Here is a 23,237-nt window from a genome sequence, read left to right as displayed (position 1 = left end):
AAAGCCTTCCCCGCAGGGTTTGTGTTATCAGCCTATCTTTTCTCTGCCTCCCATATATGCTCTCAGGGGCTCGGGTATTGTGATTGTGCCGTCGGGGTTCTGATTGAGCTCCATGAGCGGGATAAGCACTCTCGGCGAAGCAATTACGGTGTTGTTCAGCGTATGGCAGAATACGTTTTTCTTGTTTGAATCCTTGTATCTCAGGTTCATCCTGCGTGCCTGAAATTCGTAGAACCGGCTTGCAGAATGCGTTTCGCCGTAGCTGTTTCTTGAGGGCATCCAGCTTTCAATGTCGTACTTCTCAACCTGCCCTTTGCCCAGATCGCCCGTGCAAACGCTCACCACGCGGTATGGTATGCCGAGGGCTTTCATAACGCCCTCAGAGTTGGCAAGGATTTCATCGTGGAATTTGCGGCTTTCAGCCTCATCATTCCTGCAGATTACCACCTGCTCAACCTTCTCGAACTGATGGATGCGGTAGAGCCCGTGTGTGTCTTTGCCCGCGGCTCCGGCCTCACGACGAAAACAGCTGCTCATTGCGCAGTATTTCAGCGGCAGCTCATCCTCGGAGAGTATCTCGCCGGAGCGGTAGGCCGTTAGCGGAACCTCCGCCGTACCCGCGAGGCTCAGCTCATCACGCTCGAGCATATATGTCTGTTCCTCTGCGCCCGGGAAGTAGCCCGTGCCGCGCATTGCCTCCTCTCGCATAAGAAGAGGTACGCACATTGGCTTGTAGCCCTGACTGATCATATAATCCAGAGAAAACCTCAGCACAGCCCAGTGCAGAAGGGCTCCATCGCCCTTGAGGAAGTAGTTTCTGGTGCCTGCGAGCTTAACGCCCCTCTCGAGATCTATTATATCAAGCGCCTTGCCCAGCTCAACGTGGTCTTTTGGTTCGAAATCGAATTCCGGCAAAGCACCTTCAACACGCAGCTCCACGTTTTCGCTGTCGTCCTCGCCTACCGGTACATCCTCATCCGGCGGCTGCGGGACAAGCAGCATCAGCCTTTCGAATTCAGGCTGGAGCTCTTTTAGCTTTTCCTGATAGCCCGCTTCGGATTCCTTTATCTCTGAGAGCTTGCCGATTGCCTCCTGCTTCTCTCCAGCATCGAGCTTCGGTATCTGTTTGCCTATCCTGTTTTTCTCAGCAGTAAGCTCCTGCATATTCGTCTTCGTTTTGCGGATAAGTTCATCAAGCTCGACGAGCCTGTCTATATCCACATCAAACTTCTTATTCGCAGCAGCCTTCTTAAAGTGTTCAGGATTTTCTCTAATAAGCTTTATATCAATCATTTACTTCCTCTGAGCTTTATTTTCCGGTCATATTTTCGGGAATGAAAATCTTATCAAATCAGCGGGTGATTTCCATAAAAAAATCAGCTGCCCGGAGGCTGTGAGCTGAGAACTGCCGCCTTTAACTCCGTTTTATTTTTGCCGTGCCAGTTTTTCCATACGCCTCAGCCAGCTGTCAAAGTGCGGACATCTTTTCCGGATTGTCTCTAACCCTGTCTGTTCGGATATTGATTTGCCCTTAACAACTTTGTTATACCTCAAGCAGAGCCTTTCCAGACGCTTTGATGGAGCTGTCTCTATACCTTCATTTATCTCTTCATGCCCGCCGCACTCATTTAATATGCGTTCTATTTCACAGTTCTGAATACCCAATCCATCAGACAGAATCGAAATATCACTGAATAACAGTGCTTCAAATTCATGCATTTGAATATAAGGGATTAATCTTGCTTCTGGGTTGTGTTCAGGGAATAAACGTTTTAATTCTTTTAATGCTGCCTGTTCAATTCGATTTGCCTTTTCTTCCGTTGAAAGGTTAGCCGGCATCTCACCTCTGCCCGGCCAATCGTAAGGGAGCCTAAAATAATCAAACATTGTCGTTATATAAGTATCCCTTCTTTGCTTGAGAAAATGTTCAATATCTTTCCTAACTCTTTCAAACCGGACGTTTCCGCCTTTATGGCCTGGTTTGCCAATCAGTCTGGCATATATGAAAACATTGAAATGTCCCAGATACGGAGCTAAAACATTATCTACAAAAGCCTGCTCAGTCTGACCTTCCACAACAGCATAAACAGTGGTGTTATTCATACCGGGGGCCTCCCTGTATCACATTTTTTCTCCAAAGCTCTCCTAAAGAATATTCTTCCAGCCAGCCTGCGAGCTCTTCCTTGCTGAGCCTTTCGAAAGTTGAAGCCCCTTTATCACGGTTTACAACTACGATATCCTCTGCCGAGAAATTATCTATCAGGTGGGGGGATTGAGTGGACACAATAACCTGCGTTTGCTTTGAAGCAGAATTCATCATCTCTGCAATAATTCCAATCGCAAAGGGGTGCATACCTAATTCAGGTTCATCAATCAAAATTGCAGCAGGCGGTTCCGGCTGGAGCAAAGCTGCGGCAAGGCAGATGAATCTTATAGAACCGTCGGAGAGGTGATAGGGCTGCATGGGGTAATCAGAGCCTTTCTATTTCCAGCTTAGATTGACAACTTCCTTTTCGCCTTTGTAAACAGGTTTGAGAATGAAATCGTCAAAGAAAGGAATTACAATCCTAACTGCTTCTATTATCTCCTTATAACACCGCCCATTGTTTTCCCGCAAACCAAGAAGGAAAGGGGCAATATTTGCTGCGTCAGGCCTGAGTCTGCTGTTATCAGCCGTTATTTCAAATCTTCTCATTGGGGATTTTGCGCTTGTATCGTGAAAATGATAAACAACCCAATTTGAAACTGCTTCGTATATGTAATAGCCAACTCCCGAGATGTTAGGATTTGTTACAGCCCGCTCGTTCTTGTTAGCAGCTAAAGCGCTTTCCCTGCCGCCTGAACCTATACATCTCCAGTTGTTTTCTTTATATCTCTGCCATTCGTTAATTATTACAAATTCTTCACCATTTGCTGTTGGCTCGAGCTCTAAGGCATAAGAATTATCACCAAAAACAAATTCAGCTTCTATTTTTTCAGTTGTTTTCGGACCGCCAAACATATAATCATCTGCAGTTGCTCTGGTTTGAATGTAGTTGGCAAAATTTTCTTCTGCCATTGCTCGGACGACACGAAAAATTTCCACAAAATTACTCTTGCCAGCCCCGTTAGCTCCGATGAGGACGTTGAGATTTCCAAGCTCGAAATCTTCGAGCTGACTTATAGACTTGAATCCTCTTATTGTTAATTTATCTAATTGCTGCCCCATGTAAAAACACCTTCCATTGGCTGCTTTTTTTTTATAAATTATTAAATAGAGACATCCAAATTATAACAATTTATCTCTTCCTGCATAAAAAATTACTTAATTTTTTTCAACAGGTCAACAGGAAGCTTTCAGATGCGTAATTCTCAGGCTGGGGTGTGCTGATTTTTGTATGCCTTGTAGAGGCGTATTGCGGCTTCGATCCCTGAACCAGCTGTGGCAACGGCAGTAAAAATGAAACCAGCTGCCAGCAGCCAGTCTGAAACCGCTGAGCCTGCGAAGAAAGCTGAATGCACCAGCACATAAGCCCCAAGCACGCACTGAGAGAACATCTTAACCTTCCCGAACTGCGAAGCGGAGAAATCGAAGCCCTTTTTCTCGGCTATCTGCCTTACAATAGTAACAGCGGATTCTCTAAGCAGTATTACAGCTGCAAGGCCCCATCTTATCACTTCCCCTGCTGCTGCAGGTAAATTCTCCATTACTGGTATCTGCTCGAATGCGAAAATTAAAAAGCAGCCTGCTATAAAAATCTTATCAGCAAACGGGTCTGCCACCCTCCCAAACCTTGATTCCACCTTCCATCTTCGAGCGAGAAAGCCGTCGAGAAAGTCTGTGGCCGAGATAACAGCGAAGAAGACAAAGCACCAGAAATACAGACTCCCGTTTGATGAGTCTATAGTCAGCAATATTGCAAACAGCACGAAAGTGAGCGCTATTCGGGAAATTGTGAGTATGTTAGGTATGTGCTTTTTCATACAAATCGCGGTCTTTTATCCTTGCCTGAACCTCTCTGCAGATATGTTCGCTGCCTACATTGCATCTTTCAAGCTGCGTTTTTCTCGAGGCCTTGTCTATATATTCATCCGGCGCTGCAAGGCAGAATACGTTTTCAGAAGAAACGCCCGCCTTCGAAAGCTCCTCCAGCACAGCCGAGCAGAAACCGCCCGCCGTCCCGTGGTCTTCAAGGCAGAAAACCGTTTTCCCCTCTCTTGCAAGCTCAACGATCTGTTCATCTATCGGTTTGGCGAATCTCGCATTCACCACATCGCACCGAACGCCGCTCTCTTCGAGCTGCTTTGCCGCTTCCACAGCCTCTGTGAGCACTGCACCGTAGCAAACCAGAGCAATATCAGCATCGCCCTGCGAGACTAAAACGCTCTTGCCGGTTATGAAATCTGAACTCAGGCTTTCTATGCCGCTTAGATTTTCCGGCAGAACATCCCGCGGGTAGCGTATTGCAATAGGGGCTTTCCTTTGCGCTGCATACATAAGGGCGAGCCTTAGCTCTTCTCCGCAGGCCGGAGCGCAGAGTATCATATTAGGCAGCATCCTGAGCATACCGATATCTAGCATACCGTGGTGAGTCGGGCCGTCATCGCCCACAACCCCAGCCCTGTCTATGCAGAATACAACATGCAGATTCTGCTGAGCCACATCGTGTGCAATTTGGTCGAAGGCCCTCTGGAGGAATGTGGAGTACAGGCATACAAAAGGCGTTAGGCCGGTTTTGGCCATCCCCGCTGCCATATCTACAGCAGCGCTCTCGCATATACCCACATCGTAGTATTTATCAGGAAAATGGTCGCGAAAGGTATTGAGCCCTGTGCCCTCGGGCATAGCTGCTGTTACAGCGGTAATGTTGGATTGCTTCTCTGCTGCTATCTCGCAAAGTGTTTCGCCAATTATCTTCGTGTAGCTCTTTTTGCCGGATTTCTTCGATTCGCCGTTTATGTAAAAAGGGCCTGTGGAATGATATTTTGAGGGATTATCTCCAGCGGGTTTATAGCCTTTGCCTTTGTTTGTGTAAATATGAAGAACCGCAGGGTGGTCGAGGTCTTTCAGGGCGGTGAACAGCTCAATAAGCGAGCCGATATCGTGGCCGTTTACAGGGCCGAAATATGAAAGATTAAGGCTTTCGAAGATCTGCCCGGCGCTTTGCTGCATCCTGATAGCCTTCTTGAGCCTCTGAACAGCCTCCTCAACCTGCTTGCCAATCAGCGGCATATGCTCTATTATATTCTTGGCAGTTCTGTTCAGTTCTTCGTATGTGCTGTTCAGGCGGATTTTGGAGAATATCTTGGCTACAGCGCCTCTTGTAACGTCGATGCTCATATTGTTATCGTTGAGCACAACGAGCATCTGCCTTGGCAGGCCGGTCAGATTGTTCAGAGCCTCGAATGATGCCCCGTTTACAATGCTCCCGTCTCCCACAAAGGAAACCACCTTATCATCTCTGTTCTGATCGAGAAGCCCCCAGCCGATGCCGAGCCCCGTGGCTATGGAAGTGCCCGCATGCCCCACGCGGAAGCGGTCGTATCTGCTCTCGGACGGCTCTGGAAAACCGCTGACGCCTCCCTCCTTGCGCAGCAGGCTGAATTTGTCTTTCCTGCCTGTTATAATTTTGTGGGCGTAGCACTGATGCCCAACATCCCAGAGCAGGTAGTCTTTGGAAAAATTGAATACGTAATGCATTGCGAGAGTGGCTTCTATTGCGCCTAAATTGCTCGCAAGATGCCCGCCAGTATCGCTTACTGCATTGATTATATAATCCCTGATCTGATCTGCCAGTTCACCGAGCTGAGGTATTGAGAGCTGCTTGAGATCCTCAGGGGAGTTTATTCTATCAAGCAGCGTTTGTTTTTCTGTTTCTCTGTCGTTCATTTTTTTCTGTCGTAAAGTAATTGAGTAAGGCCTATCATATTGTCTGATTTTTGGCCGTATATTTCAAGGATTTCTATTGCTTTGCACGCAAGAGCCTTCGCCCTTTCTTCTGATTTCTCCTTGCCGGATGCCGATGGGTATGTCGCTTTTCCCTGCTTTGCGTCTTTGCCGATGGATTTGCCGAGCTCAGCGGGAGTAGAGCTTTCATCGAGCAGATCATCTGCCACCTGAAAACAAAGCCCCGCATAAATCCCCCACTGCATCATATTATGGATGTCTTCAGATTTTCCTTCCCCGCAAACAGCTCCCATCGCTGCTGAGGCCGCAAACATCATTGCTGTTTTGTGATTGTGGATATATTCCACCTCTTCAATGCCTGCACGCGTGTTTTCTGCTTCCATATCTGCTGCCTGTCCGGAAATCATCCCGCCTGCGCCTGAGAAACCGCTCAAAATACCGATAAGCTTAACAGCCTTTTTGCTGTCCTTGATTTCTTTTGCAAGGATCTCGAAGGCAAGGCTCTGAAGGGCATCTCCCGCAAGAACTGCCGCTGCTTCGCCAAATTTTATATGAACTGTAGGCTGGCCTCTTCGAAGCTCATCATCATCCATGCAGGGTAGATCGTCGTGCACAAGCGAATATGCATGCATCATCTCCACACTGCACGCAGCGGTAACCGCATCCTGATTTATACTGCCGCTGAAGAGCCTGCAAACCATCTGAATAACCGCTGCACGAAGCCTCTTGCCCGGCGAGCTTGCGGCATAAACCACAGCTTCTTTGAGCTTCGGGTGGATATCATCACGATTTTCAAGATATTCGCTGATTCTCCGGTTTACTATTTTCGCAGCAGCATCAAGCTGTTTTTGCAGCTGCTGGTCTGTATTAGCTTTCATTTATTAAACTCTTGTTTTAATGAGAGGTAGAAAATATCTGCCAAAACATTATATTATATTCCTGCAAGAAGCAATATCACGAAAAATGTTTCCGGCAAAGGCTTAAAATAAAAGGATAAACTTGAGCGAAAAGAAGATTGTAATTACCGGCGTTACAGCAGGCGGGAAAAGCTCGCTTGCCTTTTCGCTTGCGCAGAAAATCGGCGCTGAGATTATAAGCATAGACTCAATGAAGGTTTATAAAAAGATGGATATCGGCACAGCCAAACCTTCTCAGGAAAGAAGAGCGGAGATAAAATACCATCTGATTGATGTAGTCCAGCCTTGGGAGGAGTTTGGCGTGAGCAGTTTCCTCGAGCTCAAAGACAGGGCTGTTGAGCAGATTCATTCAAAGGGCAGGAAAGTAATCGGCGCAGGGGGAACAGCAATGTATCTCAAGAATATGCTCTACGGCCTTTTTGACGGCCCTGGAACCTCCAACCAGCTCAGGGATAAACTCAAAGAAAACCTTTATTCAGAGGGCAAACAGGCCTTCCATCAGCGACTGAGCCGAATAGACCCTCAGGCAGCAGAGAAAATACACCCAAACGACACCAAAAGACTCATTAGGGCTATGGAGGTTTATGAGCTTACAGGCAGACCGATAAGCTCTTTTCAGGTGAATTTCAATGCCTCGCCAGACCCGAGCTGGGTTGTTATTGGCATTCGGCGTGAAAAGGAGCTGGAAAGCCGCCGCATAAATGCAAGGGTCAAGCGGATGATGGAAATGGGGCTCCTGCAAGAGGCCGAAATGCTTTATAACCTCGATAAGCCGCTAAGCAAGCAGGCTGCAGCAGCGATTGGCTATGCAGAGCTGTTTGAGGTGTTCAGGGGCAATATGGAGCTCGAAAAAGCTGTGGAGCGGATTAAGATTAATACGCGTAAATTCGCTAAATCACAGCGCACTTGGTTTAAGAATTTCCATAACATCAAATGGATCAACGCAGAACAGGACGAATCCGAGGGCTCTATTATGGACAGGGCAATGAAGATCTTGGAGCAGGAAGGCGGGCTTGAGGATGACTGAAAAAATATTGCTCTTCGGAGGAACGTTCGACCCTGTCCATAACGGGCATACAAATATCCTTCAGGCGGCTTACAAGCAGGGCGGATTCGACAGAGCGATTGTCCTGCCGAATGCAGTATCGCCTTTTAAGCCCGGTTCGCCCGAGGCTTCCAATACCCAGAGGCTTGAAATGCTCAGGCTTGCATTTTCCGGATTAGAATGGTGCAGCATTTCAGATATGGAATTCTATATGCCCCAGCCCAGCTACACTGTAAACACGCTTGAAAAGCTGAAAAGTCAGATGCCCTCTTCAGAGCTCTTCTGGCTCTGCGGCGGGGATGTGATAAAAGAATTCCATATGTGGTACAGGGCGGATGAGATAATTGAGCTCGCCTCGCTGGCGGTGGTTAAGAGGGATTCTGTCCGAAAACCGGATTTCGAGGATATTGAGGCAAAACTCGGCAAAAATATCCCCAGAATGATTATCGACTCACCTATATACGATATAAGCAGTACAGAAATCCGCCGCAGGCTGAGAAAAGGAAGTGAAATCTCAGGGCTTGTCCCGAAAGCTGTGGAGCAGTACATAAAACAAAATAATATTTACTCCGCTCACTCAGCAGGTTGATATAAACTGCTATTAAGGTAAAATTATACACCTGCAGCGTTTCCTGCTGAGCTTGAAACATATATTTAATAGATAAATTTGGAGCTTCTTGTATTGATACCGGAAAAAGAAAAGAAAAAAGCTGAGAATTTTGCCGTAGAGATGGCTCGCCTAATCTCAGACAGGCACTTCTCAGATGTAGTTGTGCTTGATTTGTGCGGGCAGAATCCGGCAGTTGAATATTTAGTAATCGCAACGGGCACAAGCGACCGCCAAACCAGAAGCGTTGCAGAGGAGCTGGTCAAAGAGGCCAAGCATACCGGTTTCGAGGCCTTTGGAAAGGCCGGCTGCGAACAGGGCAGGTGGATACTGCTGGACTTTGTGGATGTAGTAGTGCATTTGTTTGAAAGCGAATTCAGAGAATATTACGACCTCGAACTGCTCTGGGGAGATGCCAAGCAGATTCAGTGGCAGGAGAATTAGCATAGATGCAGTTTACAGCAGACATACTCGAACAGAGGCTGAGCTCTGTTTTGAAAGAGATAACCGGCAGTGAATTCCCTGCGGTAGTGCGTCCTTCAGCGAACCCGGAATTCGGCGATTATCAGTCTAACGGCGTGATGGCAGCGGGCAAAAAAACAAAGCAGAATCCAAGGCAGCTCGCTGAAAAGGCAGCAGAAAGGCTTGATGTATCAGATATATGCGAGAAGCCGGAAATTGCAGGCCCCGGATTTATAAATTTCCGCATAAAGCCCGAATACATGAGCAGAGCTCTGTTAGAGGTGGCAGCAGATCCTGAAAGACTCGGAATCGATGAGGTTCAGATCCCTAAAAAGGTGGTTGTGGACTATTCCGGCCCGAATATCGCAAAGGAGATGCACGTAGGCCATTTGAGAAGCACGATAATTGGAGACTGTATCTGCCGGCTTCTGGAATTTGCCGGCCATAATGCAGTAAGGCAGAACCATATCGGCGATTGGGGCACGCAGTTCGGTATGCTTTGCGCGCTCTTGGAACGCAAGAAGGAATCAGGCGAAGAGGTTTCGATGGCTCTCTCGGATCTCGAATCCTTTTACAGGGAGGCAAAAAAGCTTTACGATGAGGATGAGAAATTTGCCCAGACAGCCAGAGCTGCCATAGCAGGTCTGCACAGAGGCGAGCAGTTCTGGAAGCAGAGCTGGATTGATATCATCGAAGAGAGCAGAAAGCATTATTCCCAGATATACCAAAGGCTCAATGTAACTCTCACCAGAGAAGATGAGCGGGGCGAAAGCGCTTATGCCGAGGATCTTCAGGGAATTGTTGAGCAGCTCAGGCAGAAAGGCTGCGCTGAGGAGTCTGATGGGGCGGTATGCGTTTTTCCTGAAGGATTCACCAGCAAAGACGGCTCGCCTCTTCCGTTTATTGTGCAGAAAAGCGACGGGGCATTCCTCTACGCCACTACCGACCTTGCAGCACTGAAATACCGTATAGAAAAGCTCGGAGCAGACGAAATTGTTTACGTTACAGATGCGAGGCAGATGCTGCATTTTAGGATGCTATTTGCCGCAGCGAGGCTCGCGGGCATAGCCCAAAATCAGAACCTGAGACATATAACCTTCGGAACGATGCTTGGAGAAGACGGTAAGCCCTTCAAAACACGTTCCGGCGATACCGTAAAACTCAAAGACCTTCTGGAAGAGGCCGTTGAAAGGGCTTATTCTGTGGTTAATCAGAAGAATCCGGGGCTGAGCGAAGACGAGAAAAAATCAATCGCAGAGGCTGTGGGCATCGGGGCGATAAAGTATTCAGACTATTCCAACAGCCGCACCACCGACTACATCTTCAGTTTCGACAAAATGCTCTCGATGGACGGGAATACCGCTCCCTATATGCAGTATGCCTGCGCGAGGGTTAAATCTATAGAGAAGAAGGCGAAAGAAAAGGGAATTGACGCAGACGGCGAAATAGAAGGTCTGCAAAAAATAGAACTGGCGGAAGAAGCAGAAAGGGATCTGGCTTTGCACCTGCTCAAATACGGGCTCGCTATAAGAGGTGCTTTGGCCGAATACAAGCCGAACTTCATTACTGCCTACCTCTACGAGCTTGCTCAGAAATTCAGCGCCTTCTACACAAACTGCCCAGTTCTCAGCTCGCAGGGCATTACCAGAAGCTCAAGACTTATCCTCTGCAGACTCACCCATCAAACCCTCAGGCACGGTTTGAAGGAGATTCTGCGGATAGATGTGCCTGAGAAAATGTAGGACAGATTTATTTTTTTAGCTGCCCGGGCAGCTCTTGTTTGAGCATTCTTCAGGGGCTTGATGCCCTGTTTACGGCTTTTTGGGATTTTACAGAAAATATAGAGAGAGAAAACCAATGGCGAAAAAGAAAGTTCTTTTTCTGTGCACGGGTAATTCGTGTCGCAGTCAGATGGCAGAGGCTTGGGCAAGGGAGCTCAAATCTGAAACGATTGAGCCGTTCTCCGCAGGCCTGAGCCCGAAAGGGATAGACCCTTTTGCTGTCGATGCGATGGAAGAGGCAGGGCTGGGAACGCAGCTGCTCAGCTCAAAATCCCTTGAGATTTTTCTTGAGCAGAGATTTGATCTGATAGTAACACTTTGCGATAATGCGAAAGAGAGCTGCCCGGTGTTTCCGGGGGCAGTGAAGGTTATTCATAAGAGCTTTCCGGATCCCCCAGCTATGGCCTCTGCATACAACTACCAAGACCTCAAGCTCGACTGCTACAGAAAAGTGCGGGATGAGATCAGGGACTTTATAAAAACGTTAAAAATTTAATTTTAATAGGGGACAGTTACCAATAATTGTTTTCAACTGATGTGAGTTTTCAGCTTCTTTGATTATTTTTTAGAAAACCAATTTCTGATTGTTCACAGGCTTTTACTCGACAGTTTTTTTCTGTGTAATTGCTTCACCAAGGCTTTAAACCGAGCAAATATGCTTGTTGAGCGGCAGCTGCTCTTGACGAACCACTTGCCGTCTCATCTCAACCAAATTCTTATGCCGGCCAATTCCCTATCTCATTATTTTATAAAGCTTTTTACTATTAAAAATAGGTAACTGTCCCCTGTTTTTACAGCGGCGCGACGCAAGTCGCCCGCTGGCATTCTTTTCGAAAAGATTTTTCGCTTACTGCCGGCTCTTCACGTTTCGCTATCCTAGCGGGTCCGCCACGGCGAACACCGCTGTACGACGCTGCATTATTAAGCAGCGAACCGCTGGCTCTGTCCGTAAATGCTGTCCCCTATTTTGAAAGAGTGAGACAATTTTGAGACAAGATGAGCGGTAAAATGTTTGCATATTTGCTTAAGAATTATATATTGATGTTTGGCGGGTGTCATGGGTTACTCTTAATTTGTTTAATTAGACTGAAAAATTAGTGTAACTCATACCCCGCTGATTTTAAAGAAACATCTTGTATTTTGCTCTTCTATGAGATGTTTGTGAAATTTAATATGCATATACAACTTTAGTTTTTTGAAGGAATCACATGGGCATTATCAATAAAACTCTCTTGCTGATAACAATCCTTTTTTTAATGACCCCGGTTTACTCAAAACCTGGCCGCAAATTAAAATATCAGCCGGTTATTGAAGGCGTTCAGGTTTTAAATGACAACGTCTGCCTTGATACTGTTATCTACAAAAAGATCGGCTCACTCGAACTTGCCGCAGACATCTATTGGCCAAAAGGCAAAAAACAAACTAAACGACCCGTCATAATCTGGGTTCACGGCGGCGGATGGGTTGCGGGCTCACGCACAGGTGAAAAACAAAAAGCTCTTGAACTTGCCCAAAAGGGTATCTCAGTAGTCAGTATCGACTACAGACTCTACGACTGGAAAAATGATCGCCACGCCAAAAAGATTGAAACAGGCCAGTTCGATAGGGCAACCTCCGATATCGCCGACGCTCTCAGATGGGTAAAACATAATGCCCAAACCTATGGTTTCGATAAAAACAGAATCGCAATGGCAGGGGGTTCGGCCGGCGCGCAGCTTTCCTCCACATTTGCCCAGAAAAATCCCGACATCAAAGTTTACGTGGGACTTTGCGGCCTCTATGATCTGGTTGACATAGGCCAGGGCAGATTCGGCAAAACATGTGAAAATTACGGCATAGAAACCCTCAAAGACAAAAAAAACGCCTCCGCAATTTATAACATCCACCAAAAACCTCCCCGCGTTTTGCTTATGCATGGAACCGCTGACACTACCATAGATTGTCAACAGGCCATCAGGTTTGCAAAAGCCTTAAAGCAAAATGGCTCCCATGTACAAATCGAACTTTTCGAAGGCCTGGGACACGGCTTCTTTTATCAGAGCCGGAAAACTCAAAAAAATGCAATGCCGATAATGCTCGATTTTATCACCAAAGCTTTTGACCAGATCAAAAGGGACAAAAATGAATAGAAGAAAATTCGTCTGGAAATGGGGGACAGTTACAATATTGTTCTGCATCCCAGTTGCTAGTAGTTGCCAATTTTGGCTTTCCCCTGTATGTTAAGTATAATCAATTAGCTTACTGGTTTCAAATTAAAGCTTCAGATTAGTTTGTCAATATTTCATCGCAGGCTAAACCGCAGAGTGTGCGAGAATATTTTTGGCAAAGCTTTTTAAAGCCGAGTCTGTCCGCACAGACGCAGGGGAAATATTTAATCAACAGATTACACAGAGTTTTTATATAATATAACAACATCTTCCTCCGTTATTGTAAATTGCATTTACATTTGGAGGGGTACAGGCACATAAATGGGGGGGCTCTCTGCCGGCAGCTAAGTTGCTGCGCAATACATAATTTTATTCTGATGCGGAAAATGTGTTTTTTTTCTGACTTCGGCGGTAAATTTTCATAAGTCCTTGTCAATAAAGGACTCGATTTTTTGCGCAGGCACTACAAAACCTATTTCGGAAGGTTTTTCGGCGGGTGAAATTACATTTTGTAAGGCGTTGTATTGGTGCTGAGATTAACTGTTTTATAGAGTTTTCTTGCGTCCTCGTTAATCTTTGATGGCAGGACATATCTGCACTCTGTTTTCTTATCCCAGAGTATGCTCAGCTGCACGTGGTTGAGCGAATTTACAATCCTCGCCACAGACATCGGCTCAAATCTCAGCCGAACCCTGTAGGCCAGATTTCTCGCGCAGGTTAGAGCGATAAAGCATATCAGTATATGGGCTTTGATTCGTTTCGGCGTCCAGTGGTATATCGGCCGTATCTTCAGATCGTGCTTGCTTATCCTGAAGCACTCTTCAATCAGCCAGAGCTGCCTGTAATGATCTACTACAGCCGAATCATCCATATCCTTAACATTCGTTATAACACCGTGAAGACCATCAAAATTCGCAGCCTCTTCATATTTCTCTTCATCTATCCGGCAATCTATATCGCCGGTAACACGCATAAACTTCTTGTAGCCGTAGTTGCTTATAAGTGATTTGGGGTTGCTGCTCTTTTCAAGCTTCTCCTGGAGCTTTCTTATAGCTTCATCCCTGTCGTGCTTATTCTTTTTAGCGAGTTTATCGCTGTAGGTAACAATAAGCCTTGTATCTTTGCCGTAATCAAAGCTTCTAAGCGGGGCATTGGATTCTGTAACCTTTGCTTTCCATTTATCAGTGAGGCTTTTAAGCCTCGCTGCCACAATATACTCAACTCCCTGCTTTTCAAGGTAATCAAGATTAGCCTTGCTAAGCATTGCGCTGTCTGCGGTGAAGATAACACGCTTGAGGTTGTATTTCTCTTTGATCTTAGGGATTACAGTATGCAGCGTATGCCCTTCATACTGATTGCCGGGGAATACCTCATAACCTACTGGAAGCCCTTCTGATGTGGACAGAAGACCAAGGACAACCTGCGGCTGATTGAACTTCATATCCTTGCTGTAGCCGTTCTTTTTGAGCTCATCTTCTGTAAATGATTCAAAATAAAGCGTGGTGCAGTCGTAGAAAAGAAGACTTATCTCTTCGCCGAGAAGGCCTTTAGCAGCACCGTGAGCACAGTTTTGAGCCTTGCTGATAATATCATCTGTGATATTATCCATCATACGGTAAACGCTGTCTAAAGAAAGGTTAATGCCGAAGTCTTTGGAGAGATCCTGAACGCTGCTGCGTTTGCTCACTGGGTTTGCAAGCCTTGCCATTGTGATATGACGAAGGTTTTTGCCTGCAGACTCTTTGCGTCTATCGAAAAGATTGTTAAAGCCAAGCTCATTGTAGATGCTGCCGAATACCTCATGGATGCCTGTAGTTATGCGTGCCTGTTCCCTGAGATTCTTTAGATTGACCCGCAAAGGCTTATCATCAATGTTTTTGCGGGCATCTATTGCAGCTTCTGCAAGATGCTCAGGCTTGAAAAGTGCCGGCGTTTTCTCGGCCTCAAGCTTGGCCTTCTCGAATTCGGCAAAATCCTTGAGCCGCTTAAGCTCTTCTTCTGTGAAGGCTGTGCCGAGATGACGAACTATACGCTGACGAGGCTGGTTCTTCTCGTTGCGATAACTCTCTACAATCTGTACCGACTGCTTCGGACTGTTTTTTGATGTCTTTACTCGTATAAACATAAATGCAGATTATACGAAATCAAAACATTGTGTCAAAAAAATAAAAAATTAGGCACTACGAGCGAACCGAACTTAACAAACCCTCATAACAGCCTCAAAACCCACTTTTTGCAGAGTTTTCCACAATCATACCGCCGAAGTCAGGAAGGAGCGGCAAAGATAGCCAGAATTATCATTAAGAGATTTACTTCAGAAAATCAATGGGAAAAATACTGGCACGAAAAACTGAGGTTATTGGACAATGTAATGCTTGCTCTAAAGACTATAAAAGTACAGAACCCACAAACTTTGGGACGTTAATAAATTTTTGTGTAAAAATTGCCCTCATTGTGCAATTATTATAGTAGAGGGGATGTGATACTGGCGATGTTTCAGTAAACTAAGTGTCCAAGCCGCTTAATCCTTTCCCCCTGCTCTTTAACAGTACATATACAGTTTATTTTGTTTTTTGCTTTTACGGTTGTATAAACCAAGGGGCTTAAAGAATATTACAGAACTTTGATAATGTCTTATTATTTCGACAGCAAAATAATAGATGATATACGAAATGCCCCCGGCAATTCTATTGAGGATGTTGTAGGTGAACACCTCAAGCTTGACAGGAAAGGCAGGAATTTTATCGGTTTGTGTCCGTTTCACGATGACCACAAACCAAGCCTTACTGTTACTCCCGAGATAGGCAGGTTTAAGTGCTTTGCCTGCGGTGCCGGCGGGGATATTTTTTCGTTTATTCAGATGCGGGAAGGCCTGAGCTTTCCTGAAACAGTTAAGCGGCTTGCAGACCGCGCCGGGATTACTCTGCGCGAAAAGAAGGCCCCGGCAGAAGAGAAAGAGGTTTTCGAGTCTCCAAGCGGGCTTGTTTATAAGGCCAATAAATGGGCGCTTAACTACTGGCGCGGAGTGCTTGAGAGAAGCGAGATGGGAGCGAAGGCACGTGAATACCTCAAAGAAAGGCAGATAGGCGAGGAGGCTTCAAAGGCCTGGGCTGTAGGCTGCGCTCCTGAGGGCTGGAGGAATCTTACTGACGCAGCAATTTCAGCAGGGATCTCCGAAAGACTTCTGATTGAAGCGGGGCTATGCAAAAAACGAGAAGAGTCCGGACGTCTTTACGATGCTTTCAGAGACAGACTGATGTTTCCGATTTTCGATGCTTCCGGAAACGTAATCGGCTTCGGCGGCAGAACTCTCGGGGATGAAAATGCCAAATACATCAATTCGCCGGTAACTCCTGTTTTCGATAAGAGCAGAAGCATATACGGCATAGACAAAGCAAGGCACGGGATAGTCCGCGAGGGCCGCTCTGTGCTTGTGGAGGGATATACCGATGTTCTGATGGCGCATCAGTTCGGGATTGACAATGTGGCTGCTGCTTTGGGCACGAGCTTCACCGAAGGCCATGCAAAACTGCTCAGGCGGTATGCACGCAGGCTGGTGATTATGCTGGACGGAGACAAGGCGGGGATAAACGCCGCTGAGAGGGCTCTTGAGGTATGCCTTCGGGAGAGTATGGATGTTCAGATCTGTATCATTGAAGGCGGGATGGACCCGTGCGAATTTCTTCTCTCTGAGGGAAGGGATAAATTTGTTGAGCTTATAAATACCGCAGAAGACGGGATAAAATGGAAATGGCAGAAGCTAAAGGCTGATTTTGAGGCCTCCGGAATATCCGACGGGAAGTTTTTAGTGGAAAAATTTGTAAAATTTCTTTCCGAAGCTGTCGAAAACGGCTCGGTTGATGATATAACTAAGGGGCTGATAGTTAACCGGCTCTGCTCGCTTTCAGGCGTAAGCAGGGAGCAGGTGAATAAGATGATTTATAAAAATATCAGCTCAAAAAGGATTTTTCATGATAAAAACCGCTCGGTTGATGTAATTAATACCGGCGGGGACTATATATCTGTAGCGGAGAGGGAAGTCCTTGAGGTGCTTCTTTGCAGTCCGGGATGTGCGGGAAAAATCAGAAATCGCATCTGTCCGAACGATTTCACCGTTCCGGTGCTCAAGAAGCTTGCAGAAAAGATCTTCCCGCTAACCGAATCAGGCGATTCGATAGAAACCGCCCTTGTTTTTAACGGCCTTGATGAGAAAGAGATAAGGCTGGTAAATGAAATGATTGATTCGGGAAATGAGAAACAGAACTTTGAAAAGAGGATTCAGGATGCTGCTGAAGTGATTTACTTTGATAAATCAGACAGCGAACAAGAGGATTCAGAATCATTAGATAAATATTTGGAAAATATAAGAAGTAAACAGGAAAACAGCAGGTATAAGAACCTTCGCAATGGGTTGTTTTAAGAGAAATATATGGCAAAAAAAAGCAAACAGAAAAAAAAGAATATAAATGAGCCTATCGAACAGGATGCAAGCCCTGAACAGCTCAGTGCAGCTGCAGATGAGATACTCAAGCAGGCCGAACAGAAGCAGAAAAGCGAAGACAGTGCACATGAAACTGTGCCTGTTAAGCTCGTTCCGGATGAAACGCTGATTGAAGAAAAAATCCGTGAGATAATAAAAAAGGGCAGGAAGAAGGGCTATCTTACCTATGAAGAGATGAATGAGGAGCTCCCTGATGAGTCTATCTCGCCCAACAGCCTCGACGGTTTGCTAGTTACCCTGGATGAAATGGGCGTTCAAATCCTTGATGAGGAAGATGTGCAAAGGACGCAGGGAGAAGGTGTAGATATAGGCGCAGAGGGATTCGAAGAGGATGAGGTTGAAGAAGTGGAGCCTGAAGCGCAGGAAGAGGTAGATCCGTTCAGTGCTGCTCTTCTTGAACAGGACGCCAAGAGAATCGAGGACCCCGTACGTATGTATCTCTCCCAGATGGGTGAGATACCCCTTCTCAAACGAGATCAGGAAATCAGCCTCGCTCGCAAGATTGAGCTTACCAGAATGGCATTCAGGAGAAGGGTGCTCGAAAGCGACTATGCCGCAAGGAGGGCTGTTTCCATACTCAGAAAGGTGGAAAGCGGAGACCTTCCTTTCGACAGAACAATGAAGATGAGTACCGCTGAGAACCTGATTCGATCGGTTGTGAAAAAGAGACTCCCCCAAAATCTTGAAACAGTGGAAAAGCTGCTCGAGAAAAACAGCGAGCTGTTCCTTGAGGCCCTCGACAGCGGCGATAAATCCAAAAAACTCGCTATGCACAAGCAGATACAGAGAAACCGCAGAAAGATCGCTACCCTGCTTGAAGAACTCAGCCTCAGAACCAGCAAAATACTCCCGATGAGGAGGAAGCTGGGCAGCCTTCTCAAGAAGATGAAAAATCTTGAAAGAATCATCTCCGAAGGCCCGGGCAAAGACTACTTTGAAGAAGACATTATGGCAATGACTGAAGAGCTTCGCGGAATGATAGAGCTTGTGAAGGAAACTCCCAAGCAGCTCGAAAAGCGGCTCCGCTCTGTGGATATGGTTTACAGGGAATACGAAAACGCCAAGCGAGACCTCTCAGGCGGAAACCTAAGGCTTGTTGTGTCTATCGCAAAGAAATACCGCAACAGAGGCCTGAGCTTCCTGGATATAATACAGGAAGGGAACACCGGCCTGATGCGCGCTGTGGATAAATACGAATACCGCAGGGGATACAAATTCAGCACCTATGCCACTTGGTGGATAAGGCAGGCGATAACCAGAGCCATCGCAGACCACTCGCGCACAATCAGAATCCCCGTGCATATGATCGAAACAATGAGCAAGCTGAGAACCGCAAGCAAGAACCTGCTTCAGAGGCTGGGCCGCGAGCCCACCATCGAAGAGATTGCCAAAGAGCTGAAAATCGGAATAAACGAAGCCAGAAGGGTGCTCAAGATATCCAAACACCCAATAAGCCTGGACAGGCCGATTGGAGACAGCGAAGACAGCTATTTCGGCGATTTCATTGAAGACGAACGCGCAGATTCGCCTGTGCAGTCTGCAACGCAGGAGATGCTCAAAGACCGAATCGATGAAATCCTCAACACCCTCACCTACAGAGAGAAGGAAATCGTTAAGCTCAGATACGGCATCGGCGACGGATACACCTACACGCTGGAAGAGGTGGGCAAGATATTCAAGGTTACAAGAGAGCGCGTTAGGCAGGTGGAGGCAAAGGCAATCCGCAAACTCCAGCACCCTGTGCGTTCAAGAAAGCTTCAGGGCTTCCTCGACAACGAGGAAGAAAACGATGAAGATGGCGAGGGAGAAGCTTGATAGCGAGAATTAGCGGAAATCTTCTTGAAGTATCCGAGGATTCGGCTCTTGTTGAAGTGGGCGATATCGCCTATCAGGTGCTTCTTCCCGGATACTGCATCAGCACTCTCTCCGGCCAGACAGGCAGCAGGGTTACGCTTTATACAAGCCAGTATTTCGAGGGCACTCCCGGCGGCGGGAATATGATACCCCGAATAATCGGCTTTATGAGCGAGAAGGAAAAGCAGTTTTTCAATATATACACCAGCGTAAAAGGCATGGGGATTAAGAAAGGGCTCAAATCACTTTCTATGCCCGTTGAAACGATTGCCTGCGCTATTGAAAACGGCGATGAAAAGATCGTGGTTTCTCTGCCCGGGATAGGCAAGAGGCTCGCCCAGCACATCATAGCCGAGCTCTCTGGCAAGCTCGATTATTACGCCCTTTCGCAAATGCCTAAGGATGGAGGCGGGGCATCCGCCGGCGGCTTCAAGGCGTTTCAGCTTGAGGCACTTGAAATCCTCACAGCTTGGGGAGAGAAAAGAGCGGAGGTTACAGAGCTTATTATGCTCGCCCAGAAAAAACACCCCGAAATCTCAACTGCCGAAGAGCTTGTGCCAGCTGTGTACCGCCTCAAACAGGGCGCAGAAGCTTAGCAGGCAGCAAAACTGGCTCGCGCACTTTCTCAAAAGATTTATTGAGTTAAGGTGCAACAAATCATATAATATCATCGACAGAGAAAATTTACGAGGTTTATTATGTTTAGATTCATCCTTTTTACTGCTCTTACAGCTTCACTGCTGTTTGCAGATACATTCACCCACAGCGAAACAGGGAAAGTTTATAACGGCTTTGCAACTCAGCCCGATGAGGATGACAAAACTTGGATTGTCCCCGAAGAGGGGAAGAGATTCGAGGCAGACCTTTCGGAATACAAAATCGAGCATAATCAGAAGGGACGCAAAAATGAAATCGCAGTTCTTGAAATCACCTATCCGATAGTTTCAGCAATGAAAACGGAGGCATTTGAAGAGGCGATTGCTGCCGAATCGAACAAAGGGCCTTCTGCGATTATTGTGGAAATAGATACTCCCGGAGGCAGAGTTGATCTGGCAAAAAGGCTTTGCTCATCGATAATCAAAACCAGCAACTGCAAAACAGCGGCATACATCGCCGGCGGGCAGCACGGCGGGGCATATTCAGCGGGAGCGGCAATCTCGATGTCCTGCGACAAGATATATATGGCCCCGGGCACGGTTATAGGAGCTGCCACAGCTATAGTGCGTTCCCGCATGGGCGGTGCTTCGGATATGAAAAATGCTTTCGGCGAGGCAGTGGGCGAGAAATTCGACTCTGCTTGGAGGAATTATATGGCGAGCATAGCTGAACAGTCCGGCAGGCCTGCTGCGCTTGCAAAAGCGATGGCCGAGCAGGATACAACCGTTCTTGAGGTGAGCAGAGACGGGAAAAAGCTTTTTATTGAGCCGGGCAGAAAGATTGAAGGCGATGAAGTGAAAAGCGTTGTTGTGCAGAAAGGCTCGCTTCTCACCCTCACCGCCAAAAAGGCTCTAAAATGCAATATGGCAGATGCAATCTGCGAATCGAGGGATTATGTGGTAAGCGAGCTGAGCGACAGCAAGCCGGAGGTTGCGGTTTCCGAGAAGATAAAAGAGGCCGAAGAAAAGCTTACTGCGAGCCCGGGAACCGCAAAGCTCGTTGCGAAGAACCTCAAGTCTAAGTTTCCCTGGCTGAAAAATGTTCGGGTTCAGACCTCGATAAACCGGCTCACAATAGATGCGGACTACCGAAAGCCCGCTGTGCTTTTAAGGCACAAATCCGCTAAATACTATATCTCTGAGGATATGACGGTGCTGGATTATATCCCTATTGACAGCTTGAGCGTGCCGGAGGTTTCGGGTGTGGTGCTTGCATCTGCGCCTTCGCCGGGCGAGCCGCTTTTTCACGAGCAGATCAAGGCTTCTGTTAAGCTAACCCAGCTGTTCAGGGCGATGGACAAATCCAGATCACGCAAATTCCTGAAGCAGGTTGAAAGCATAGACGTTGAGAACTACGGGATCACAGATTCCTCAATCCCCCAAATCGTGATCAAAACAAAGGAAGAACTGGATATCTTCTGGGGAGCTGCGCCGGGAGATGCCGAGGCGTATTTCGAGATGCCCGAGAAGAAAAAACTCGCTGTGCTATATACAATCTTTGAATCTCATCCAAACCTAAAAGGCAGATACGAGAATATAGACCTGCGTTTTGAACAGTAGGCCCTGGCTTTTAAATTGCGGTTTTCATTACGTTAACATCGTTTTTGAGCTTCTCGATCTCCTCCACGCTCACAGGCACATCGGGAAATCTCTTGAAACCGTCTCGTATTGTATGTCCTGTTTCACCATGAAGGACGCGAAGGATTATTATAAATTGTTTTACAGCAAGCTCTTACAGTCACAAAATTATCTGTGCCATCAGTGCAATCTGTGGATAATTTAATTTCGCTGCGACATAAATCCGCGAGATCGTTTACCTGCTAAGCCCATCAATTCAGCCAAAACCATATCCCCTTCGTGTGTTTCGAGTCCTTAGCGGTAAAACAAATTAACAAATCTGCTTGCTCTGCGGTAATCTGGGTGATTTTCGGATAAAATTCTGTTTTCTGGATTGGGGCGGCATTTTGGCATTTGAGTTGATTAAAACATTCAATTAAATATCATAACAGTCTGAAGAGTTATAAACTGAATCGGCATCGGGGCATTGTCCTCGAGCTTTTATTGAGGGTGATCAATTGAGAAGACATATAGTTCACGAAGGCGCAAGCCAGCTCACTTACGAGATCAGGGAGATAGTGGCAGTAGCCCATCAGCTTCAGGCTCTCGGCGTGGACATTACATGGGAGAATATCGGCGATCCGATTGAGAAGGGCGAGTCTGTGCCCGGGTGGATAAAAGAGATTATCAAGGATCTTGTAAGCAGCGACTACACCTACGGCTACACAGACACCCAAGGGGCAATCGAAACTCGTGATTTTCTCGCAGAGCAGGTTAATATCCGCGGGGGCTGTCAGATTACTGCAAATGATATAGCATTCTTCAACGGGCTTGGCGATGCGGTAGCGAAGGTTTTCGGCTTCCTCAAGAGAGAAGCACGGGTTCTCGGCCCTTCGCCTGCATACTCCACGCACTCCTCAGCAGAGGCTGCGCATTCGGGCTATGAACACCTTACCTACAAGCTCAATCCAGACAACAACTGGATCCCCGACCTTGAAGACATTGAGAATAAGGTGAAATACAACGACTCAATCGCAGGCATCCTCCTGATAAATCCGGACAACCCCACAGGGGCTGTATATTCCCGAGAGCTGCTTGAGGAAATTGTGGCAATCGCAAAGAAGAACAAAATCTTTGTTGTCTGCGATGAGATATACGCCCATATAGTTTACAACGGCGCCGAAACGGTGCATCTAAGCGAGGTTATCGGTAACATCCCGGGTATAGCTCTGCGCGGAATCTCCAAAGAGTTCCCTTGGCCTGGCTCACGCTGCGGCTGGATTGAGGTGTTCAATCAGGATAAGTACCCCGAGTTTAAGAGTTATATCTCCAGCCTCATAAACGCAAAACGCCTTGAGGTGTGCTCAACGAGCCTGCCTCAGTATGCGATTCCGAGGGTAATCGGAGACCCGAGATACATAGACCACCTAACAAGACGCAAGAAGATGTTTGAGAAAAGGGCAAACGAGGCATACGAATTCTTCAGCAAGGTGAAAGGCGTTAAAGTGAATCGTCCTCAGGGGGCGTTTTATATGTCTGTGCTGTTTGAAGACGGCGCTCTGAACTGCTCGCAGAAGCTGGAAATTAAAGACCCCGAAGTGCGGAAGTTCGTTGAGAATAAGGTGCAGAATGTTCCGCCGGACAAACGCTTCGTTTATTATATGCTAGGTGCGGCAGGTGTGTGCGTTGTACCGCTTACCGGATTCTGCTGCGGAATGATGGGCTTCAGGGTAACGCTTCTGGAATCCGATGACCAAAAGCGTCTGTGGACATGGAAAACGATAGCCGAGAATATCGAAAAGTATCTTGCAAGCTGAGAGGCT

The 23,237-nt window shown here is 46.9% G+C and carries 17 protein-coding genes and 2 pseudogenes; 12 read left to right on the top strand and 7 right to left on the bottom strand.

Annotated features, from left to right (window positions below; all coding sequences use genetic code 11):
- Positions 1 to 27: 27 nt before the first annotated feature.
- From serS to L21SP3_RS09845, 6 genes and pseudogenes are all read right to left on the bottom strand, one after another.
- Positions 28 to 1,293 carry a serine--tRNA ligase gene (gene serS, locus L21SP3_RS09870; protein WP_077541061.1) on the bottom strand — a complete coding sequence of 422 codons (1,266 nt, stop codon included), beginning with the start codon at positions 1,291 to 1,293 and terminating at the stop codon, positions 28 to 30.
- A 132-nt stretch (positions 1,294 to 1,425) separates the two neighbouring features.
- Positions 1,426 to 2,103 carry a DUF4276 family protein gene (locus L21SP3_RS09865; protein WP_077541059.1) on the bottom strand — a complete coding sequence of 226 codons (678 nt, stop codon included), beginning with the start codon at positions 2,101 to 2,103 and terminating at the stop codon, positions 1,426 to 1,428.
- Positions 2,096 to 3,208, bottom strand: a pseudogene (locus tag L21SP3_RS09860) (AAA family ATPase). Before L21SP3_RS09860 ends, L21SP3_RS09865 begins: the two are co-directional and overlap by 8 nt.
- Positions 3,209 to 3,351: 143 nt before the next feature.
- Positions 3,352 to 3,963 (bottom strand): CDP-alcohol phosphatidyltransferase family protein, encoded by a 612-nt coding sequence (locus L21SP3_RS09855; protein WP_077541057.1) that lies wholly within the window; start codon positions 3,961 to 3,963, stop codon positions 3,352 to 3,354.
- On the bottom strand, positions 3,944 to 5,869 hold the full coding sequence (gene dxs, locus L21SP3_RS09850; protein WP_077541055.1) for a 1-deoxy-D-xylulose-5-phosphate synthase: 1,926 nt from the start codon (positions 5,867 to 5,869) through the stop codon (positions 3,944 to 3,946). The genes L21SP3_RS09855 and dxs overlap by 20 nt, the downstream gene beginning before the upstream one ends.
- Complete coding sequence (locus L21SP3_RS09845; protein WP_077541052.1) at positions 5,866 to 6,765, bottom strand: polyprenyl synthetase family protein; 900 nt, start codon at positions 6,763 to 6,765, stop codon at positions 5,866 to 5,868. The genes dxs and L21SP3_RS09845 overlap by 4 nt, the downstream gene beginning before the upstream one ends.
- 121 nt (positions 6,766 to 6,886) lie before the next feature.
- On the opposite strand from L21SP3_RS09845, the gene miaA reads away from it, so the two are divergent.
- From miaA to L21SP3_RS09815, 6 genes are all read left to right on the top strand, one after another.
- Positions 6,887 to 7,831, top strand: coding sequence for a tRNA (adenosine(37)-N6)-dimethylallyltransferase MiaA (gene miaA, locus L21SP3_RS09840; protein ID WP_161488173.1), 945 nt, complete (start codon positions 6,887 to 6,889; stop codon positions 7,829 to 7,831).
- Positions 7,824 to 8,438 carry a nicotinate (nicotinamide) nucleotide adenylyltransferase gene (gene nadD / locus L21SP3_RS09835; RefSeq protein WP_077541048.1) on the top strand — a complete coding sequence of 205 codons (615 nt, stop codon included), beginning with the start codon at positions 7,824 to 7,826 and terminating at the stop codon, positions 8,436 to 8,438. The genes miaA and nadD overlap by 8 nt, the downstream gene beginning before the upstream one ends.
- Before the next feature lie 93 nt (positions 8,439 to 8,531).
- Entirely contained in the window at positions 8,532 to 8,900 is a 369-nt protein-coding gene (gene rsfS, locus L21SP3_RS09830; RefSeq protein WP_123785182.1) for a ribosome silencing factor, read from the top strand.
- Between the two features lie 5 nt (positions 8,901 to 8,905).
- Positions 8,906 to 10,660: an arginine--tRNA ligase gene (gene argS / locus L21SP3_RS09825; RefSeq protein WP_077541044.1), complete on the top strand. Its 1,755-nt coding sequence runs from the start codon at positions 8,906 to 8,908 to the stop codon at positions 10,658 to 10,660.
- Positions 10,661 to 10,775: 115 nt separating this feature from the next.
- Positions 10,776 to 11,195: an arsenate reductase ArsC gene (locus L21SP3_RS09820; protein WP_077541933.1), complete on the top strand. Its 420-nt coding sequence runs from the start codon at positions 10,776 to 10,778 to the stop codon at positions 11,193 to 11,195.
- A 760-nt stretch (positions 11,196 to 11,955) separates the two neighbouring features.
- Positions 11,956 to 12,828, top strand: a complete 873-nt coding sequence (locus tag L21SP3_RS09815) for an alpha/beta hydrolase (RefSeq protein WP_161488172.1) — start codon at positions 11,956 to 11,958, stop codon at positions 12,826 to 12,828.
- A gap of 520 nt (positions 12,829 to 13,348) precedes the next feature.
- Here L21SP3_RS09815 and L21SP3_RS09810 read toward each other — a convergent pair.
- Positions 13,349 to 14,971 (bottom strand): IS1634 family transposase, encoded by a 1,623-nt coding sequence (locus L21SP3_RS09810; RefSeq protein ID WP_077541040.1) that lies wholly within the window; start codon positions 14,969 to 14,971, stop codon positions 13,349 to 13,351.
- 138 nt (positions 14,972 to 15,109) lie between these two features.
- Here L21SP3_RS09810 and L21SP3_RS12425 point away from each other — a divergent pair.
- The 6 genes and pseudogenes from L21SP3_RS12425 to L21SP3_RS09785 form a co-directional block, all read left to right on the top strand.
- Positions 15,110 to 15,271: pseudogene (locus L21SP3_RS12425) on the top strand (ISH6 family transposase); the annotation flags it as partial.
- 204 nt (positions 15,272 to 15,475) lie between these two features.
- A complete protein-coding gene (gene dnaG, locus L21SP3_RS09805) occupies positions 15,476 to 17,266 on the top strand; it encodes a DNA primase (RefSeq protein WP_077541038.1) in 1,791 nt (596 codons plus the stop codon).
- A gap of 9 nt (positions 17,267 to 17,275) precedes the next feature.
- Positions 17,276 to 19,162 (top strand): RNA polymerase sigma factor RpoD, encoded by a 1,887-nt coding sequence (gene rpoD, locus L21SP3_RS12310; RefSeq protein WP_077541036.1) that lies wholly within the window; start codon positions 17,276 to 17,278, stop codon positions 19,160 to 19,162.
- Complete coding sequence (gene ruvA, locus L21SP3_RS09795) at positions 19,159 to 19,797, top strand: Holliday junction branch migration protein RuvA (protein WP_077541033.1); 639 nt, start codon at positions 19,159 to 19,161, stop codon at positions 19,795 to 19,797. Before rpoD ends, ruvA begins: the two co-directional genes overlap by 4 nt.
- Before the next feature lie 102 nt (positions 19,798 to 19,899).
- Complete coding sequence (locus tag L21SP3_RS09790) at positions 19,900 to 21,417, top strand: Clp protease/crotonase-like domain-containing protein (RefSeq protein ID WP_077541031.1); 1,518 nt, start codon at positions 19,900 to 19,902, stop codon at positions 21,415 to 21,417.
- Between the two features lie 515 nt (positions 21,418 to 21,932).
- Positions 21,933 to 23,231: a pyridoxal phosphate-dependent aminotransferase gene (locus L21SP3_RS09785; protein WP_077541029.1), complete on the top strand. Its 1,299-nt coding sequence runs from the start codon at positions 21,933 to 21,935 to the stop codon at positions 23,229 to 23,231.
- Positions 23,232 to 23,237 lie beyond the last annotated feature (6 nt).

The sequence above is a fragment of the Sedimentisphaera cyanobacteriorum genome (assembly GCF_001997385.1).
Classification (GTDB): Bacteria; Planctomycetota; Phycisphaerae; order Sedimentisphaerales; family Sedimentisphaeraceae; genus Sedimentisphaera; species Sedimentisphaera cyanobacteriorum.
Note: the sequence above shows the minus strand (reverse complement) of the source record. Positions and strands in the feature narration are given on the sequence as shown.

Excerpts from the sequence above, each read along its gene's own strand:
- L21SP3_RS09820 (WP_077541933.1), top strand. The coding sequence starts at position 10,776 with ATGGCGAAAAAGAAAGTTCTTTTTCTGTGCACGGGTAATTCGTGTCGC.
- L21SP3_RS09845 (WP_077541052.1), bottom strand. The coding sequence starts at position 6,765 with ATGAAAGCTAATACAGACCAGCAGCTGCAAAAACAGCTTGATGCTGCT.
- L21SP3_RS09815 (WP_161488172.1), top strand. The coding sequence starts at position 11,956 with ATGACCCCGGTTTACTCAAAACCTGGCCGCAAATTAAAATATCAGCCG.
- rpoD (WP_077541036.1), top strand. The coding sequence starts at position 17,276 with ATGGCAAAAAAAAGCAAACAGAAAAAAAAGAATATAAATGAGCCTATC.
- dxs (WP_077541055.1), bottom strand. The coding sequence starts at position 5,869 with ATGAACGACAGAGAAACAGAAAAACAAACGCTGCTTGATAGAATAAAC.
- argS (WP_077541044.1), top strand. The coding sequence starts at position 8,906 with ATGCAGTTTACAGCAGACATACTCGAACAGAGGCTGAGCTCTGTTTTG.
- dnaG (WP_077541038.1), top strand. The coding sequence starts at position 15,476 with ATGTCTTATTATTTCGACAGCAAAATAATAGATGATATACGAAATGCC.
- L21SP3_RS09790 (WP_077541031.1), top strand. The coding sequence starts at position 19,900 with ATGTTTAGATTCATCCTTTTTACTGCTCTTACAGCTTCACTGCTGTTT.
- nadD (WP_077541048.1), top strand. The coding sequence starts at position 7,824 with ATGACTGAAAAAATATTGCTCTTCGGAGGAACGTTCGACCCTGTCCAT.
- serS (WP_077541061.1), bottom strand. The coding sequence starts at position 1,293 with ATGATTGATATAAAGCTTATTAGAGAAAATCCTGAACACTTTAAGAAG.
- L21SP3_RS09810 (WP_077541040.1), bottom strand. The coding sequence starts at position 14,971 with ATGTTTATACGAGTAAAGACATCAAAAAACAGTCCGAAGCAGTCGGTA.
- L21SP3_RS09865 (WP_077541059.1), bottom strand. The coding sequence starts at position 2,103 with ATGAATAACACCACTGTTTATGCTGTTGTGGAAGGTCAGACTGAGCAG.
- L21SP3_RS09855 (WP_077541057.1), bottom strand. The coding sequence starts at position 3,963 with ATGAAAAAGCACATACCTAACATACTCACAATTTCCCGAATAGCGCTC.